11 protein-coding genes are annotated in these 17628 nt (G+C 45.0%); 6 read left to right on the plus strand and 5 right to left on the minus strand.

Going from position 1 to position 17628, the window contains the following annotated elements; all coding sequences use genetic code 11:
* Positions 1–151: 151 nt before the first annotated feature.
* From QUA80_RS25630 to QUA80_RS25640, 3 genes are all read left to right on the plus strand, one after another.
* Positions 152–892: a low-complexity tail membrane protein gene (locus tag QUA80_RS25630; RefSeq protein WP_333427817.1), complete on the plus strand. Its 741-nt coding sequence runs from the start codon at positions 152–154 to the stop codon at positions 890–892.
* Between the two features lie 240 nt (positions 893–1132).
* Complete coding sequence (locus tag QUA80_RS25635; protein ID WP_333243376.1) at positions 1133–1357, plus strand: hypothetical protein; 225 nt, start codon at positions 1133–1135, stop codon at positions 1355–1357.
* 381 nt (positions 1358–1738) lie between these two features.
* Positions 1739–2956 (plus strand): glycosyltransferase family 4 protein, encoded by a 1218-nt coding sequence (locus QUA80_RS25640; RefSeq protein WP_333427818.1) that lies wholly within the window; start codon positions 1739–1741, stop codon positions 2954–2956.
* 147 nt (positions 2957–3103) lie between these two features.
* Here QUA80_RS25640 and QUA80_RS25645 read toward each other — a convergent pair whose 3' ends face one another.
* Positions 3104–4123: a glycosyltransferase family 4 protein gene (locus tag QUA80_RS25645; protein ID WP_333427819.1), complete on the minus strand. Its 1020-nt coding sequence runs from the start codon at positions 4121–4123 to the stop codon at positions 3104–3106.
* Between the two features lie 2268 nt (positions 4124–6391).
* Here QUA80_RS25645 and QUA80_RS25655 point away from each other — a divergent pair.
* Together QUA80_RS25655 and QUA80_RS25660 are read left to right on the plus strand one after the other, a co-directional pair.
* Positions 6392–6889, plus strand: a complete 498-nt coding sequence (locus QUA80_RS25655; protein ID WP_333427821.1) for a calcium-binding protein — start codon at positions 6392–6394, stop codon at positions 6887–6889.
* A complete protein-coding gene (locus QUA80_RS25660) occupies positions 6855–7295 on the plus strand; it encodes a hypothetical protein (RefSeq protein WP_333427822.1) in 441 nt (146 codons plus the stop codon). Before QUA80_RS25655 ends, QUA80_RS25660 begins: the two co-directional genes overlap by 35 nt.
* A gap of 251 nt (positions 7296–7546) precedes the next feature.
* Here the strand turns inward: QUA80_RS25660 and QUA80_RS25665 are convergent, their stop codons facing one another.
* The 4 genes from QUA80_RS25665 to purL all read right to left on the minus strand — a co-directional run bounded on the left by QUA80_RS25665 (position 7547) and on the right by purL (position 16516).
* Positions 7547–8623 carry a DUF3474 domain-containing protein gene (locus tag QUA80_RS25665; RefSeq protein WP_333427823.1) on the minus strand — a complete coding sequence of 359 codons (1077 nt, stop codon included), beginning with the start codon at positions 8621–8623 and terminating at the stop codon, positions 7547–7549.
* A gap of 734 nt (positions 8624–9357) precedes the next feature.
* A complete protein-coding gene (gene purF / locus QUA80_RS25670; RefSeq protein ID WP_333427824.1) occupies positions 9358–10824 on the minus strand; it encodes an amidophosphoribosyltransferase in 1467 nt (488 codons plus the stop codon).
* A gap of 817 nt (positions 10825–11641) precedes the next feature.
* Positions 11642–13678 (minus strand): bifunctional serine/threonine-protein kinase/formylglycine-generating enzyme family protein, encoded by a 2037-nt coding sequence (locus tag QUA80_RS25675; protein ID WP_333427825.1) that lies wholly within the window; start codon positions 13676–13678, stop codon positions 11642–11644.
* Positions 13679–13909: 231 nt separating this feature from the next.
* On the minus strand, positions 13910–16516 hold the full coding sequence (gene purL, locus QUA80_RS25680) for a phosphoribosylformylglycinamidine synthase subunit PurL (RefSeq protein WP_333427826.1): 2607 nt from the start codon (positions 16514–16516) through the stop codon (positions 13910–13912).
* A 135-nt stretch (positions 16517–16651) separates the two neighbouring features.
* Here purL and QUA80_RS25685 point away from each other — a divergent pair, with 135 nt between their 5' ends.
* Positions 16652–17257, plus strand: a complete 606-nt coding sequence (locus QUA80_RS25685; RefSeq protein WP_333427827.1) for a pentapeptide repeat-containing protein — start codon at positions 16652–16654, stop codon at positions 17255–17257.
* The last annotated feature ends 371 nt before the right edge of the window (positions 17258–17628 follow it).

Below are 17628 nucleotides of genomic sequence, written 5' to 3' on the forward strand. Positions count from 1 at the left end.
ATAGGACTTACGGAAAGAAACCGGGTTTCTTCCTGTAAGTCCTCGGTTTGACAGCTAGATATGTACTCCTCGCACCGGGTTTCTGGGTCAAGAGTGCGTCCGAGACCCTCAAAACTAAAAATTCAAAAATAAAAACTCATAACTATTTAAAGTGCGTTCTTTTTGGTCAGACCCTTTCTTGTGGATTCACCTTTCTGGGGCGGCTGCACTGCCGATTTTCCTGGGACTGTGCTTGCTGGGACTTGCAGTGGGTTCTCCCCTGCTTCCTGTCTGGTTAGAAATGTTTTTAGTGGCTGTAGCAGGTATTGTTCCTGTGCTGTGGATGCAGTGGTTCCGCCCTTTTTACATTTTTAGTATTTTAGTTGTGGCGGTGAAACCGCAGAATTTAACTAATACGCAGCACCGGATTTTGAGTCGGTTTAAAACTAAATTAAATCAGGGACTAGCTCTTTTTGTCGCTCTTTTACTGGCAGTAATTTTGTGGCAGATCTACCGATTTGCTCCCCTCGCTGCTTCGGTGGCTCCCTTTCCTCCTTCGTGGCGGTGGGCTGGATTGTTGTTGGCAGCTTCTGCTTTTTTAGCTAGCAATTTGTTTTTGCAGGTGTCTGCGAGTGTCATGGCTGTTTTGCTGACCCCGGAATCCGAATTTGCAGCCACAAAGCCTCATATTTTAGAAAAAATTCGGCAGGATTTTACGATCGCGGGTTGGCAAGTCGATCGACTTTTGCCGGCTTTCGCCGTCGAGGCAACTGCCGCTGTGGCTCCACCTGCAGAGTCAATTGAACCAGCATCGGGCATAGGGAATTCGTCTGCCGACAGTATTGTCAACCCAAAAACTGCTGACACCAACGGCGTTACATCCCTACCCGAACACTCGAGCGAAAAAAAGTGAAATAAAAAATTAAGATGGGTAGAATTGTAATTTAAGCTACCTTCATTTGGACAGATTTATGCTCTAAAAAAATAGGTAAGGCCAGTCCTCTGATTGAGATTATTAATAGCCTTAATATTTAATTTTTAATCGCAGGCTGTGGATATTTTATATGGGCTATTTGGAGAGAAGAATCTATAATAGAGAGTGTCAAAGTAAGCTTTCAATCCTTACAGGGGATTAAAACAGAGGTATAACAATATGGCGAATTATCTACCGCTCGCACAAGAACCTAACGCCGCAGAGCCGATCGAGCTGTGTGCAGATTCTGAAATCTGGGGCAGTCTCAAATCCGCGATCGGCGCAAGTTCAGGATTTCAACGCTGGCAGCTAGAACTGAATTTTGAGCGTCAACAGGAAAACGCCACCATCGATCAGCAGGTTCGCTCTTATCTGCGGGAAACTTTAGAAACTTTGGCTTACTGAATGCCCTAAAACCAAGTATTGTAAAGGTTTGTGAATTTTTTTACAGGCAAATTCTGTTGGCATCCCCTCCAATATGGTATGTGAGTACCGATAGTGAGTGCCGATCGCAACTTCGGACATCAAATTGCAGGGGACACTATTTCTCGTTACTTAGTCGGGATTAATTCCCGCATTCTACTTGCAAAATACTCTCAGAAAAATCAAGATCAAATTAGCTGGAAACCCAGATACAAAGCGGCTGCGGCCGCTATCTATTGACGTGACTGTGGCCGAAACTCTTTATAATAAGGCTGAAGCCAAATAAAATGAACAGTTTTAGAGTGGGAGTAAATCAAACCGTCCACATAAACCTGATTACAAATCTTTGGTACCGTAAGTCCTATGAGTACTTTACAATCAGAGTTGAGGAAAATGCGCTTAGTCATAGTTCAGTACGCCGGCGATTATGCAGAAGCCTTTCAGCGTTTAGCCAAAGGTGGAAGCGAAACATACTACGCTCAAAAGTATTCTGTTGATGCCGTTACCGATCTCGCAAAACGAGCGGAGTCAGTAACGGTTATGTGCTGCATGACACCAGAATTTAACGAGGAGGTTCTAGAAAACGGCGTGCGGACGATCGCTTGCGGATTTAGTTACCCAATTAATTCCCAAAAATTGATCGAGTTAATTGCCAAGCAAAATCCGACTCACTTAATCATGCGGACGATTCTTCCCGACGTTTTTAAGTGGGCAATTAAAAATAAAATTAGAACCATCGCCGTATTTGCAGAATCTATTGCCACAACTACTTGGCGCCAGAAATTCCGGAACTATTTCCTCGCTAAGTTGTTGAATAACAAGCAAATAGAATGGGTTGGAACTTACGGCATAACTTCATCTTTATTGTTCAACGAAATTGGAGTAAAACCCGATAAAATAATTCCTTGGGACTTCCTGATAGACAGCAATCCCGGTTCTCTTCCGCCGAAAGAAATCTCTGGTGGCCTCAAAACTTTGAAACTATTTTACGCAGGCTTGTTAATAGAAAGCAAGGGAGTTGGCGATATCCTAGAAGCAGTAGCAAAGTTAAGAGAGCGGAATATATCAGTTCATTTAAAAATGGCCGGTCAAGGCCAAGAAGAGTTTTTTGTCCAGCGAGTCGAACAGTTGCAAATTAAAGATTCAGTGGAATTTCTGGGAATCGTGCCAACTCAGACTTTAGAACCTTTAATGAGAGAATCAGATATCGTTTTAGTTACTAGCAGGCACGAATATCCCGAAGGTTTTCCGCTGACAATTCAGCACGCTTTACGCACTAGAACACCGATAGTAGCTTCGGATCACCCGATGTTTAAAACCCACTTGAAACACGGTATTAATTCGATGATTTTTGAGGCGGGGAACTCTCTGGCTTTAGCCGAGTGTATCGAAAAAGTTATTTCTGATGCAGCACTTTACCAAAATATTTCTGTCGCTTCTCACTCAACCTGGTATGAGTTGCGCCTGCCTGTCAAATGGGCGGATTTGATCGATCGCTGGCTGGATGATTCCCCTGAAAGCAAGCAGTGGTTATTTGAAAAACGGCTGGCTTCTGGAGCCTACAACTTAAGACAAAGTTAATCATCAGGTTTACCTAATGAAACTTGAGAAGGACTTATATCTAGTCCTGTCATATAACCACCATCAGGCGAGTAGTGAGGACGAAGAGTCGTTTCTTAAAGATTTTAAGAAATAAAGACTCTTCGTCAGTCCTCTCTTTTTTAGTTTTTATTTTGCCTGCATTTTTTGCCGAATCTGCTCTCCGCGTCTAGCAGCAACTTGCGGCCAAGTCAACTCCAAAGCTCGCTGGCGGGCGGCGGCTCCCATCTTAGCCCGCAAATCAGGAGAATTAGATAGTTTTCGCAGTCCCTCCACCCAGGCGTCTGTATCGTAGGGAGGAAGAATTATGCCGTCAATGCCATCACGCACAACACCGCCTCCTCCCATCGGTGAAGCGAGAATCGGCAAACCATGACCCATTGCTTCATAGATAACGAGTGCGCTACCTTCCTCCAGACTGGGAAAGGCAAAAAAGTCAGCTTGGCTATAGGCAGAACTGTAGTCCAAGGCATAATCAAAGTGAACTACATCAGGACGTTTTAGCAAATGGCTGCAAGTTTGAGCGATCGCCGGTTCGAGTTTGCCAAAAATTGTCAGTTTTCCCTTAATCCCTGCTCGCTCCCAAGCCCGCAACAGCAGGTGAGTCCCTTTGCGGACGCAGGCAAAACCTAGGAAAAGGACGTTAACTTCCTCTGACGGCGGTTTTTGGTATTGATAATTCGGGAAACGCTCTGGCGACCAACCCTCTGTCGTTAAAAGCAGTTTCTCTTCAGGCACTCCGGCTTCTTGAAACGATTTTACAACTGCCGGACTGGGACAAAACAGAAAGTCAACTACCTTGAGTTTTTGCTCTTCGATCTGAATTGTTTCTGGGGTAATTTGGTGTTGAGGTTGCAATTCCAAGCGAGAGTAAGCATCGTCAAGGATACTCTTAGCTTGCCTTTGACAAGTATTAACTCGCTCCCAAAAAATCGGCTTGCTTTGCTTGTTAACGCTCTTTACAGTATCTAATGAGAGACCGGGCCACAAGTAGGCAGCATCAAAATTTTTGAGATCTTTGAGAAAACGCTTCTCTGTCTTAATTTTGGGAAGACTGGGACTGCGGTAATACAGTTTTTTCAGAAATGACGGAATTGCTTCAACTATATTGGAGTCGCGACACGAGCGATCGCAACTCGGGACAACCATGCGAGCCTTCAGCTCAGGGTGTTGCCATTCTTTGCACACTGAAAAAAATACGTGGCTGATGGCTCGGTCATTGCAATGGATTGGAAATAAAGCACTCAGTTTTAACATAGCGTTAATCTTCCGTTCACTAGAGTTTTTCTGCTTTTATCTAAACATTGACATCGGACATGGCTCCTCGGTTTGCCGAGCAGTCTCGTTTTATGTAAAAGGAGGTTTTGTAACTTGACAGTGATTGTACTCTGATAGGATAACACTTAAGTGAAATCACTGACAAGGCCCTAAAAAATAACTATATATTTTCGTTATGAATCCTTAAAAAGTAGCATCTAAAACGAACTAAATTTTTTTACTATGTTTAGTCTCCTACGAAATACGAGTTTTTAACCATTTGTTAAAACTTGGAGCTTAAAATTCCTGCGACACATACTCCACCCCGGGATATTACGGATTAAAATAACTGACGGAAAGGAATTGGGTTAGAACCCCCCCGCGGTCGTGGATCGGCTCTCACTCCAGGTGGTGACAAATCTATAGCAGTTCTCAATCTTGGTGAGGTATGCCCACGGAGCCCACGGAGCCCTATGCCCGCCGATCGAGCGTGCACCTCATGTTACCGAGAAAGGCTATAGCTAGGAATCATGCCGCTCGCCTGGTTGGCGCCCGCTCGACCCCGTTGATAAAAGTAACGCTGATTACGATACGAGTTAAATTCATTAACTATTCTACAGGTGAGTATATTTAGCAGTTCCGTATTTAGTATGCTAAGTATGATAGAAAACTCCCAAAAAAGCAAAGCTCGCATTGAAAAATCATGAACATTGCTAAACCCAAATCCACTGCGCTTTAGGAACTTTAATTTATGATTAATTACCTGCACAATTAGCGGGATTATTTGTTATAATAATTAACCCTGACTAATCGAGTTTGCGTCTTCAGGTTTTTTTTCGATATGCGCTCGCATTTGATTCGTGTAAATTTCGGTTAATTTCTATTATAGCTTGCGATCCCTCCCACCAAGTTGGTTTTTTGGAGAAGTCTAATAAATACTCTAGCTCTTAAAATGATTTAAAAATTCGATTGGCAATACATTCTTTTATCGAAGGCTATCCCCATGCACTTAAGTTGTAGTCTCGGCTATCTTCTGTGGCAACAATTATTAATAAAAATTAGGCAATTATGTTTCATTTATTTTGTGAGGCAATCTTCTCTTTTCTGAAAAAACATTATTAATAACGAGCGGTATTTCTCTTTTTTACAAAAAATACTGCGTAATTACCTATGTCTACCTTGACAAAGCAGAAATTAAAATATTAATAAATGTTGTTAATTTGGGTAAATCAAGCTCAAATAAAAATATATTGTTTTTATTTAAATTTTCAGGTATTCCCTTAAATGTAATCTAGTTTATGAAATTATTTATAATTATTAGCAATTTTTTACATTATTTTTTGTTATTGTGACTTTTAAAATAAATATCTTCTAGTCCCAAAACCATACCTGTAAATATTTAGAGATTTTTTTTCTATTGTGAATAATTCTTGTTTTTTATTTAAATGCAGTTCTTTTTTCGCGAGTTATCTTGGACTCCAAGCTCTGCTAAAAGTTTAGCAGACACGACCAATAACTCAAATTGTTTGTAAAGTTTTGCTAACAAAATAGCACTATTTAAGTTAGACACGTTAGAACAATATCGTGATACCGAATTAAAGCTAGACTGATTCTAGGTAGACTGATTCTAGGTAGACTGATTCTAGGTCAGCGCCATCTCAAGAATGTTCTAGCTGCGCAAACGTGGGCTGTGAAAAATTTATCAAAACATACTCATGTTTGTGAGTGTGGATATATTTTAGATCGAGATCGCAAGGCCGCGAAGAATATCCTGAGTCGGAGATTAAGTAACGTAGGGCTTACGGGAAATTGGGGGTGAAGCCTTACACGCTTGTGGAGACCTGAGCGCTACTAATGTTAAAGCAATTCGCTTATCGGCAAGTCGGCTCTATGAATCAAGAATCCTCGTGTCTTTAGGCCGGGAAGTGCCAATAAATAGGTTGCTGAAGTCAGTAATTGCAACGATGGATTTCAGAGGAGTGGGGGATTTATATCATCAAAGTTTTTACTGATACAACTCTTCAGTATCAAGGTAAAAATTTCTTGTCACGGCTTGTATTAATTGAGCTTGGCAATTTTAACATCTGAGAGTTATTCACAGCGATTTTTTGCCCTGCAAATTCATATCTAATGTACTGAAATTTTTCAGGGGCAACGATCTTGGCAAATTTATTCGGAAACAATCTTGCTAACAACCTTACTGGAGGTGCAGCAGCGGACAATATTTTTGGCGCTGGTGGAAATGACATCCTCAATCGGGGTGGTGGTAACGACAATATCTATGGCGATTCTGGAAATGACTTGCTAAATGGTGGCGCAGGTCTAGATTTCATGTACGGTGGGGAAGGCGACGACAGCCTTAATTCAACTGAAGGGGGTAATGACAACCTCTTCGGTGGAATTGGTAACGACGTTTACCAGGTCAACACTACCACCGACAATCTGGTTGAGGGTGTCGATCGGGGCATCGATATTGTCCGGTCTTCTGTCAGCTATACCCTGAATGCTAACGTGGAAAACCTAGTCCTCACGGAATCTGCCAATATCAACGGTACCGGTAACGGCCTCGGCAACCAAATCACGGGTAACAGCGGCAACAATACCCTCAATGGTTTAGGTGGCAATGACACGATTCATTACTGGCGGTGCTGGCAGTGATACCTTAAATGGCGGTGCTGGCAGTGATGTCTTAATTGACGGAGGTGGTAATGACCGATTCCTCTTCAATACGGTTCTTCCTGCGGCTGGTGTAGATACAATCAATAACCTATCGATTGGGATCGATAAAATTGTCCTGGACAAGACAGTTTTCGCAGCTCTCGAAACGGGTGCTGGTAATATTTTGCTGGCTGGAGACTTTTCGACAATCAATGTGGCTGCCGGATTAGAAGTCGGCGTTGCAGGAAACAGCTTGGATGAGATTGTTTATAACCGTCTGACTGGCAATTTGTTCTACAACCCAAACAATGCTGCGGCAGGCTTTGGAGTAGGTGGTGGTCAGTTTGCCGCAATTGTGGGTTCTCCGGATAACCTCTCCAATACAGACTTCCTCGTCGTGGCGTAGTCATAGAGTAGTGAAATAGAAGCCCGGTTTCTTGAAGAAACCGGGTTTCCGAGCTTGGCTTTAAACAGAACGACCTCAAAAAAGAGCTTTTGATGCCGATCGACTGCTATGAGCGATCGACTGCTGTGAAAATATCGACTGCTATGAGCGATCGCTAAAACAAGTTAAATGGGTTCTATAAATTCAACAAACCCGGTTTTCTTGAAAAACCGGGTTTTTGAGTCTAAAAAGTTTTAAGTTAACCTGCTAACTCAATTCGATCGCCGACTGTGAGGCGATTCGTAGCAAACTCCCGAACCTGTATCCGAGACAAAATGACAATCCCAGTAAGAACGAATAAAGCTTTTCCAAATTGGATCGGTTGACTTGCGATAATAATCGCCCAAGACTGGTTTAATTGCTTCCGTTGCTTCCTTCAAGTGATAGTGCGGCATGGTCGAGAAAATGTGGTGGGCTACGTGAGTCCCGATGTCGTGATGGATAGAATTGATGATTCCATAGTCGCGATCGATCGTAGATAAAGCACCTTTCAAGAAATACCAATCATCACCGCGATACCAGGGAATATCGGCTTCTGTGTGGTGGAGGAATGTTACCAAATCCAGCCAGATCACGAATACTACATAGGGAACCAAGTAGAATTTCAGCAAAAACAGCCAACCAAACTGATAAGTTAGCGCGCCTAAAAAGCCTACCATCAGCACCAAGGATGCAGAACTGGTCAACACGTCCCATTTTTCGGAAGGACGGAAAAGTCGGCTACCGGGTACGAAGTGAGAACATACCTCATCGCCCGATCCGCGAAACAGATAAATTGGGTAGGCAAATAACATCAAATAGAAGCGTCCCAGCTTTTCATACCAGAGCATTTGATTGTATTTGCTCTCTGACACCGGATACCAGCTTTCATCATTATCCAAGCTGCCTGTATTCGCGTGGTGGGTTCTGTGACTGATCCGCCAACCGTGGAAGGGCACGAGAATTGGAGCGTGGGAGAGGTGTCCGATCAGGTTGTTGAGCCATTTGATCTTAGAAAATGAACCGTGCCCGCAGTCGTGACCGACTACAAACAATGCCCAAAACATGGTTCCCTGCATCAACCAGAAAATTGGGTAAAAGAACCAGGAATCGACGGTGTAGGCGATCGCATACAAACCTGCGATGATGCCAATATCTAAAAAGAAGTAAGCTAGAGATTTCCAGGGCGAGGGTTCAAAACAGTGGGCTGGAATGGCTGCCTTGATATCACTAAGAGTAAAAGGTAACTCTGTTGTACGAGAGGACGAGCCTTGATTGCTCGGCGGATTGAGAACAGTATTTGATTGCACGAAGTTTCCGATTTAAGCTGACTTGAGAAACCGCATTCCGCCTTGTAACAGTCAATCGATTTTAGATTTTAGATTTTAGATTTTAGATTCACTCCAAACATGAATTTGGGGGCTTAACTAATATCTAAATTTTTTGGCTCTCCCCGACTCGTGTCGGGGGCTTGTATCCCTATGCAGGTGAGGTAACATTCAACCCGCAAGGAGCCATATTTTTTACTCTGCAAGGGTTTCTAAAGTTCTTTAGTTCGCATGAAGAGCCCGTCCTCGATTCTCAAGCAAGTTGGCTTGTGGAATACTTGTATGGGAAAAATTAGTGCGATCGACCCTGTTATCTAAAAAAATTTGATGTGTCCGTTGTTTGTGCGAAATGCGACTTCAATCTGAGAGTTCACTTTTGGAGGCACTACCTCCAGTCTGCAGGTGGCATACAGCACTTGCAGCAGAAATTGTGAACGAGAGTGCAGGCAAATACCCATCGATTTTGGATTTGAGATTTGAGATTTTAGATTGAAGGACAAATCTCAAATCTCAAATCCAAAATCTCAAATCGGAGTGTTGGGTTTCACACAAGTTTTACCCAACCGACAGTTCACTATAGTTCACAAATCCTGCAAGAATTGCTACAGCCAAGTTAATTTAACATTTCTACACACTGTCTGGCAACGAGTTACCCTAAAAATTTGAAAATTCATAAATCCGGGAAACTGACGGGCGAGCCAGCGCTTTTTGATTTTCTAGGTTGCAGCCTTTTCTAATATGAGCTTAGACCGTTTTACCATTTCGGGAACGTCGATCGGATAATCGCCGGTAAAACACGCCGAACAAAAACTCATCGGGTCTTCGTTAGTCGCCTTCAGCATTCCATCCCAACTCAAGAAAGCCAAAGAATCTACCCCAATTTGGGCGCCGATTTCTGCGACTGACTTAGTAGCAGCAATCAACTGATCTTGATTGTCGGTGTCGATCCCGTAGAAACAAGGATGTGTCACCGGCGGCGAGGAAATTCTCATGTGAACTGCGATCGCACCCGCATCCCGCAAGGCTTTGACAATTTTGCGGCTGGTAGTGCCGCGCACGATCGAATCATCGATAATAATTACTCGCTTTCCTTCCAACACATCTCTGAGAGGGTTGAGTTTCATGCGGATTCCTGACTCCCGCATTGTCTGAGTCGGTTGAATAAAAGTGCGCCCGACGTAGCGATTTTTAATCAATCCTTCGGCGTAAGGAATGCCGGAAGCTTGAGAAAAGCCGATCGCCGCCGGGATTCCAGAATCGGGAACCCCGATCACTATATCCGCATCAGCCGGAGATTCTGCTGCCAACAAACGCCCGATCCGCAGGCGGTAGCTGTACAAACTTTCACCTTCCATCTGGCTGTCGGGGCGAGCAAAATAGATCATTTCAAAGATGCAAAGTTTGCGCTTCTGCTGCTGGCTCCAGTGGAACGAAGCCATACCTTGCTCTGTAATCCAAACTAATTCTCCCGGTTCTACGTCCCGCAAAAATTCAGCACCGATAATATCCAAGCCGCAAGTTTCTGATGCTAAAACATAGCGTACTGGAGTTGTGGGGAGAGTGCCAATTACCAGCGGGCGGACGCCGTGGGGGTCGCGGACTCCCATCACGCCTTTGGGGGTAGCGATCGTCAAACTAAAGGCTCCTTGGCACATAGCAAAGGCACTGATCGCTGCTTCCAGCCAGCCTTTGCCCTTGTCTACCTCCGAGGCGATCGCCACCGCGATCGCCTCTGAATCCGTCGTGCTCAAAAAGTCGCAGTTGCGAGACAGCAACTCTTCCCGCAATTCTTTTGTATTGACAAGATTTCCATTATGTGCTAGGGCGAGACTCCCCAAACGGGTCTTGACAACAACAGGTTGAGCGTTGACAACCCGCGACGAGCCCGTAGTAGAGTAGCGAGTGTGGCCTACCGCTAAGTTACCGGGCAAGTGACCTAAACTCGATTCGTTAAAGACTTGGGAAACCAGTCCCATATCTTTGTGCAGGTGGACTGTTTCACCTTCAAAGGTGGCAATTCCTGCTGATTCCTGACCGCGGTGCTGCAAGGCATACAAACCGAAGTAGGTCAACTTGGCGACATCTTCACCCGGTGCGTAGATACCGAAAACGCCACAAGCTTCCTCTGGCTTGTCGGGTTTGCTAGAATGCTCGTCAGCCGCGAAGGAATGGTTGGGAATCATAGATGGGTGGGTTCCTAATGGGGAAAGTGGGTTAGGGGGACAGTATCAGCGGGAAATCTTGTTTGCGAAAGCGCCGCATAACTTAACATTCCCTTAATCTTGCCACGGTTCTGTCATTATTTCCAACTCGTGTAGCATTTCAGACAGAAGCGATGCGGCGTTTAATGGCATTGTAGTATCGATCGCCCCCAAATCCTATACTAACCTTGATTAACGGCGGGCGAGAAATTTGTCGAGGGATGCGGCGAGGAATTCGGTGATTGTCCAACGAAGTGGGCGCAACGCCAGACTGAAGAGATAGGCGATCGTTCCCTGGAAAATAAATTATAAACTTGCTGGATGGGCTTTTTCAAATATTAGAATTTAAGGGCGATTAATCTTGACTTTTTCATAAAATTGACCTACTATATCACAATCGGAATCTGTGCGGCCATGTAAAGTCAAATTTGGGCGCAGCAAGTTATGGCAATAGCACGGAGCAGATAAGTTTTTCAGTTTAATTTGTAGGGTGCGTCGCTGCGAGATTCTCGATCGAACTTGCAGATTGTTTCGGGTGACGCACCTTACTAATTTGTGGTGCGTGGCTGTGAAATTGTCGATCGAACTTGCAGATTGTTTCGGGCGACGCACCTTACTAATTTGTGGTGCGTGGCTGTGAAATTGTCGATCGAACTTGTAGATTGTTTCGGGCGACGTACCCTACGGCTTCAACCCGCGCACCATCCGGGTAAAGTCTCGTGTAGGCGAGGTTTCAACCGCCGAGTCTTAAAAGAAGAGGCCTCGCGGGAGACTACAGCCAAGAACCGAAAATCCGAGACTACGCGGACACCAAAGCCACGCGAAAACCGATGTCCGAGTAACGATCGCCCGCCGAATTGCTAAGACGATACGCACTGCGACAATTCACCGCAGTGTCGTTCCAGGAACCGCCACACCGCACCGGGCGATCGCTTCGATCGTTGTCGGGATAACTGCACCATTCCCAAACATTCCCGTGCATATCATAAAGTCCAAAAGCATTGGGTAAAAAATTCCCGACATCAGTTGTTTGTTTGCGGTAAAGTCCCTTCGGTGCCCCAGCGTAGGGATTATTGCCATTATAATTAACTAAATCCGGGGTAATTGTTTCGCCAAAATAAAAAGGTGTTTTAGTTCCGGCGCGACAAGCATATTCCCATTCCGCTTGTGAAGGTAAGCGATAAGTCTTGCCTGTTTTTTTAGAAAGCCGCTTGCAGAATTCCACAGCGTCATTCCAGCTTACTTTTTCGACAGGAAGTTTCGCACCTTTAAACTCAGAAGGGTTATTTCCCATCACCGCTTGGTATTGTTCTTGAGTTATCTCATATTTACCCATAAAAAAAGCAGGGATATTCACGGTACGCTGCGGCCCTTCATAGCTACTTCGTCCGGCTTCCGTATCGGGCGAACCCATCACAAAGCTGTCGCCAGGAATTGCTACCATCTCTAGAGTAATACCATTCCCCATATTTTCTATAAAAGCCTGTGCTTTTGCTTGACGGCGGTTGGCGATTTGCCCCGTTGAGTTGACTGTCACTGTTTCAAAAGTAAAGCTTTTTAAAGCATTGGAAGATGGCTTAGGTTTTGGAGTTTTTGGTGCGGGTTTTGGAGATAGTTTTGGCGATGGTTTTGGCGATGGACTTTCTGCTACAGATTGTGGAGATGGTTTTGGCGATGAACTTTTGGCTGTAGTTTTTGGAGATGATTTTTGAGCTGATGATTTAGGAGATGGCGCCTCCTTGTTGGATGAAGGGGGAAGATTTGGTGAAGATGAAGAAGATTTGTTGTTCAACAAACTTTGACTCAGCAGGGCTAATGCAAATCCTCCGCCAGCAAAACCAGCTAATTGCAATAAACCTCGCCTTGTTGTCTTAGTTGGTAACGGCAAAGAGTGCTGTGGAATCACAGGAATTGTGGGAGTTGGTGTCGCTGCGGGAGTTTGTATTGACTGGCGTTGAAAATCTCTTAAAACTTCCTCTGCTGATTGATAGCGCTGCTGGATATCTTTTGCCAACAACTTAGATAAAATAAATTCCAATCCCTTGTCTATGGGACTTTTCAAATGTTGCTGCCAATTTCCAGTCCAGCTATAACCGTGTTCCGTCCACAAACCATAAGGATTTACCCCCGTCAATAGATGAAAAGCCGTCGCCCCCAAGCTAAACAAATCGCTGGCTGCATAAGCTTCACCCCCTTGCATTTGTTCAAGCGGTGCATAACCATGCGAACCAATTTGCGTTCCCTGTCGTGACATCACTGTTACCGACAACTGTTTGGAAACTCCGAAATCAATCAGCATTAACACACCGTCGCTGCGACGGCGCATAATATTCTCTGGCTTGATATCTCGGTGAATGATTTTTTGTTCGTGAATAAACTTGAGAACAGGTAGAAGTTCTAGTAACAGTTGCTTAACTTGGCTTTCTTGCCAAATTCCCTGATTTTGGAAAAGCGTCAACAAATTATCCCCATCGACAAACTGCTGTACGAGATACAAATAGTTGTCTTGTTCAAAATAGGCATCAAGTGACGGAATTTGGGGATGTTCTCCTAGCTGTTGCAGTTGTCGGGCTTCTTGCTGAAATAATTCTACCGCTTTGCTAATCGCCCAAGTTCCCTGGACATTTGGTGCTAATTGTTTAACGACACAGCGTTGATTTAGTCGATCGATATCTTCTGCTAAATAAGTTCTGCCGAAGCCACCTTGACCTAGGAGTTCGATCGTGCGGAAACGATGTCGCAGGAGGGGTACGAGTTCCAGGCCGCAACTGATGCAATATCTTTGTCCGTCGGGGTTTTGAGGATTGGGGCAGTCGGGATTGATACAGCAAATCATTTATTGTATGAATGATATTGTTTATATTGTATAGTGTGCAATAACCCCGACTTTTGTAATAGGTTTTTGCAATAATCGTGAATTTTGTAAGAAGTCGGGGCTCTAGGGTGTGTCTTTAAACCCGGATATCCCCACTAGCCCCCCTTAAGAAGAGGGGGGGACAAGAGTATTCAAAGTCAGCCCCTACTGCCCTTTTTAAGGGGGATTTAGGGGGAGCGAAACTTCACGTTGTCAGACAGATGCAATCCGACGCTCGATCGCATTATAGAACCGATCGCCCATCTCACTCATCGCAACCTCAAGTAACGGTTGATTGTCAGCACTAAAAACTCGCAAAGGTGCTTCAGCCCCGCCAACTAAACCGATTTTATGCCACATTTTAGTCAAATGTTCTTGCAGGTAAGACTCCCAAACCCCTTGATTTTTAGGGGCGACTGAAACTAGAATGCAGTTGCCCATTTCACCAAACAAAATTTCATCCCAGCGGCCGACCTTTTCCGAATTGCAACTGAGATGGATTTCGGCACCCATTTTAGCAGAAATACAGCATTCCGCGAGGGCGATCGCAATTCCACCTTCCGCACAATCATGGGCAGAACCTACCCAACCTTGCCGAATTCCATCGCGACAAACCGATTGCACTTTTCTTTCTAACTCAAAATCTATTCTTGGCGGTTTCCCAGCGACAATCCCGTGAATTGCTGCTAAATATTCTGAACCTCCCAAAGTGGGAGAAGCAGGAAGTTTTGGCTTTTCTATTTTGAGTTCAGAATTGGAAAAATGAAAAAAGGTAAGTTCAGAATCTTGAGACTTTTCTGCTTCCTTTGCATCCCCCATTCCCAGGACATAAATTAAATCACCTTTCTTTAGCCAAGCTTGGCCAGAAATCTTCTTCAAATCGGGAATTAACCCCACCATTCCGATTACCGGAGTCGGATAAATTGGTTGAGGATTTCCCTCAGCATCAACCGTTTCATTGTAAAGAGAAACATTGCCGCCAGTAACAGGCGTTCCCAACTCCCGACAAGCATCAGCAATTCCGCGACAAGCTGACGCTAACTGCCAATATCCGATCGGCTTTTCGGGACTGCCAAAATTCAAATTATCGGTAACTGCCAGAGGTTCAGCACCCACACAGCTTAAATTTCTCGCTGCTTCCGCTACGACTGCTTTTGCACCTTCATAAGGATCGAGATAAACATAACGAGAATTGCAATCAACCGTTGCAGCAACTCCAGGAATCATCCCTAGGGGCGCTTGCTTCTTGCTAAGGGGGGGAGAAACTTTTGGAGTTTCCCTACCTTGTGCTTTTGTAAATAGAGGAATTACCTCTTCTTCCTGTTTGATTTCGGAAGCTAGAGAAACAGCATTTTCTCTCAGTAGATCTCCCTTAGCAAGGGGGTGTACTTCTACCCCTTCAGCAAGGGAAGATTGGCAGGGTTCTAGCGGACGCAATCTGACAACTGCAGCATCAGCGCCTCCCGGTAAAACAACAGTATTGTTTTGCACTTGATGGTCGTATTGTCGATAAACCCAGCGTTTAGAAGCGATGGTGGGAGTATCTAAAAGCGTCAGCAAAATCTGATTCCAAGTTTGAAAATTGCCGTTAATTTCGATACCTGTAACTGTGGACTGTGGCAGGGAATCGGCCGTCCATTCCCATGCTTTTTTAGCATATTCTGGCGGTTCTGTCAACAGTTCTCGGTGATAAATTGGCGTGTTATCTGCCAAAGCAGTCGCGGTAATTTCGGCAGCGATTTCGCCTTTAAATAGAATTCGGACGATCGGCTTTTCGATCACTGTCCCCGCTACTACCGCGTGCAATCCCCAGCGGTGGAAAATATCGATTAATTCCTGTTCGCGTCCTTTTTCGGCAACAAACAACATCCGTTCTTGGGATTCCGAAAGCAGGTATTCGTAGGGAACCATACCGCTTTCTCGAACGGGAACTTTATCTAAATCGAATTCAATGCCGACCCCGCCTTTTGCTGCCATTTCTGATGTCGAACAGGTGATTCCCGCCGCACCCATGTCTTGGGCGGCGACGACTGCGCCGGTTTTGAATGCTTCTAAACAAGCTTCAATTAAGGATTTTTCTAAAAATGGATCTCCTACTTGGACGGCGGGGCGATCGTCCATTGATTTGTCGGTCAATTCGGCACTGGCAAAACTTGCTCCTCCCATGCCATCTCGCCCGGTAGTTGAACCGACATAAAGCACGGGATTTCCGATGCCCGATGCCCCGGATTTGACGATTTCTTGAGTTTCCATTAAACCCAAGGCCATGACGTTAACTAGCGGGTTGCCGGAATACGCAGGATCGAAGTAAACTTCGCCGCCAACTGTGGGTACTCCGATGCAATTTCCATAGTGACTTATTCCTGATACTACGCCTTTGAACAATCTCTGAGTTTTGGCATCGTCTAAGTTGCCGAAACGCAGGGAATTTAAAAGTGCGATCGGGCGTGCACCCATTGTGAAGATATCGCGGAGAATCCCCCCGACACCGGTTGCTGCACCTTGGAAAGGTTCGACTGCTGAGGGGTGGTTGTGGGATTCAATTTTGAAGGCGAGTTGCAAGCCGTATCCCAAGTCTACGACGCCGGCATTTTCTCCAGGCCCGACGAGAATTCGATCGCCCTCTGTGGGAAACTGTTTTAATAGCGGCCGCGAATTTTTGTAACAGCAGTGTTCGCTCCACATGACGCCGAACATTCCCAATTCAGCTTTATTAGGATGGCGGCCGAGACGGTGAACGATTTCTTCATATTCTTCAGGTGTGAGTCTTTCACCGGCAATTTGTTCGGGGGAAAATGGGGATTCGGAGATGGGAGACATGGAAACTCGTTATAAACCACAGGCTTAATTCTAAATGCCCTGTGCTTGGTTAATCTACAATCTACAATCTAAAATCTAAAATCCCAAGCTTTTGGTTTGCTAATTTAAAATCTAAAATCTAAAATCTAAAATCGAATGACTTTACCTCGAAATCTCAATTTTGCCAACCAAAACTTGCGGAACCGTTCTTTTAAAGGGCTTGACTTGTCAGGGGCGAATTTCAGCGGTTGCGACATTCGAGGCTGCAATTTCACCGGGGCGATTTTGAGGGGGGCAAATTTTCGGGGTGTCAGAACCGGACAAAGCCGCAGGCGGGTGAGAAATTTGATTGCTAGGGCTGGGGTGACAGCGGTGACAGTGACGGCGGCTGGGGCTTTGACTGGACTGATTGGCGGGGCGGATGCGGGGGCTGTGGCGGTGGCCGGAACGGCTGCTACGGCGATTGCTGCGACTCGGGGCGAGGCGGGAATTGTGGCGGGGGCTGTGGCTGGGGCTGCTGCTGCGATCGGGGCTAGCGGTATTGTGACCTTTTTGGGCGGAGATACTATCAGGGGAATTGTCTTATTTTTGGTTTCTGGGGTAATTCTTGGGTTAACTGCGATCGGCTTTTTTATCGCTGTTGAAGAAATAGAAAAATTATCGATAACGTCGTTTAGAAAGGCTGATTTAACTGATGCCGTATTCGATCCGGGGGCGGTTCTAGATGCAGATTTTTCCGATGCGCGAGGAGTGCCGTGGTAGACTGCACAATTACTGATTTTTTTGATTTTGTACCGCAAGCATCCAGGATACAAGCCCCCGAATTCATGCGTCCAGAAATAAAAAACCTGTACCCGATGAAACTTGCCGAACGTATTTATTCGTGGGGTGAATACTTCAATTCTAAAATCTAAAATCTCAAATCTAAAATCGATTGACAATCACGCATCCAGGATACCCGCCACGTGATTCATCCGTGGAAAAATAAAAAACCTATATCCGATGAAACTTGCCGAACGTATTTATTTCGCGCAAGTGAATGCTTCAATTCTAAAATCTAAAATCTAAAATCTCAAATCTAAAATCGATTGACAATCACGCATCCAGGATACCCGCCACGTGATTCATCCGTG

Origin of the sequence: Microcoleus sp. F4-D5 (assembly GCF_036704885.1) — a bacterium.
Classification (GTDB): Bacteria; Cyanobacteriota; Cyanobacteriia; order Cyanobacteriales; family Microcoleaceae; genus Microcoleus.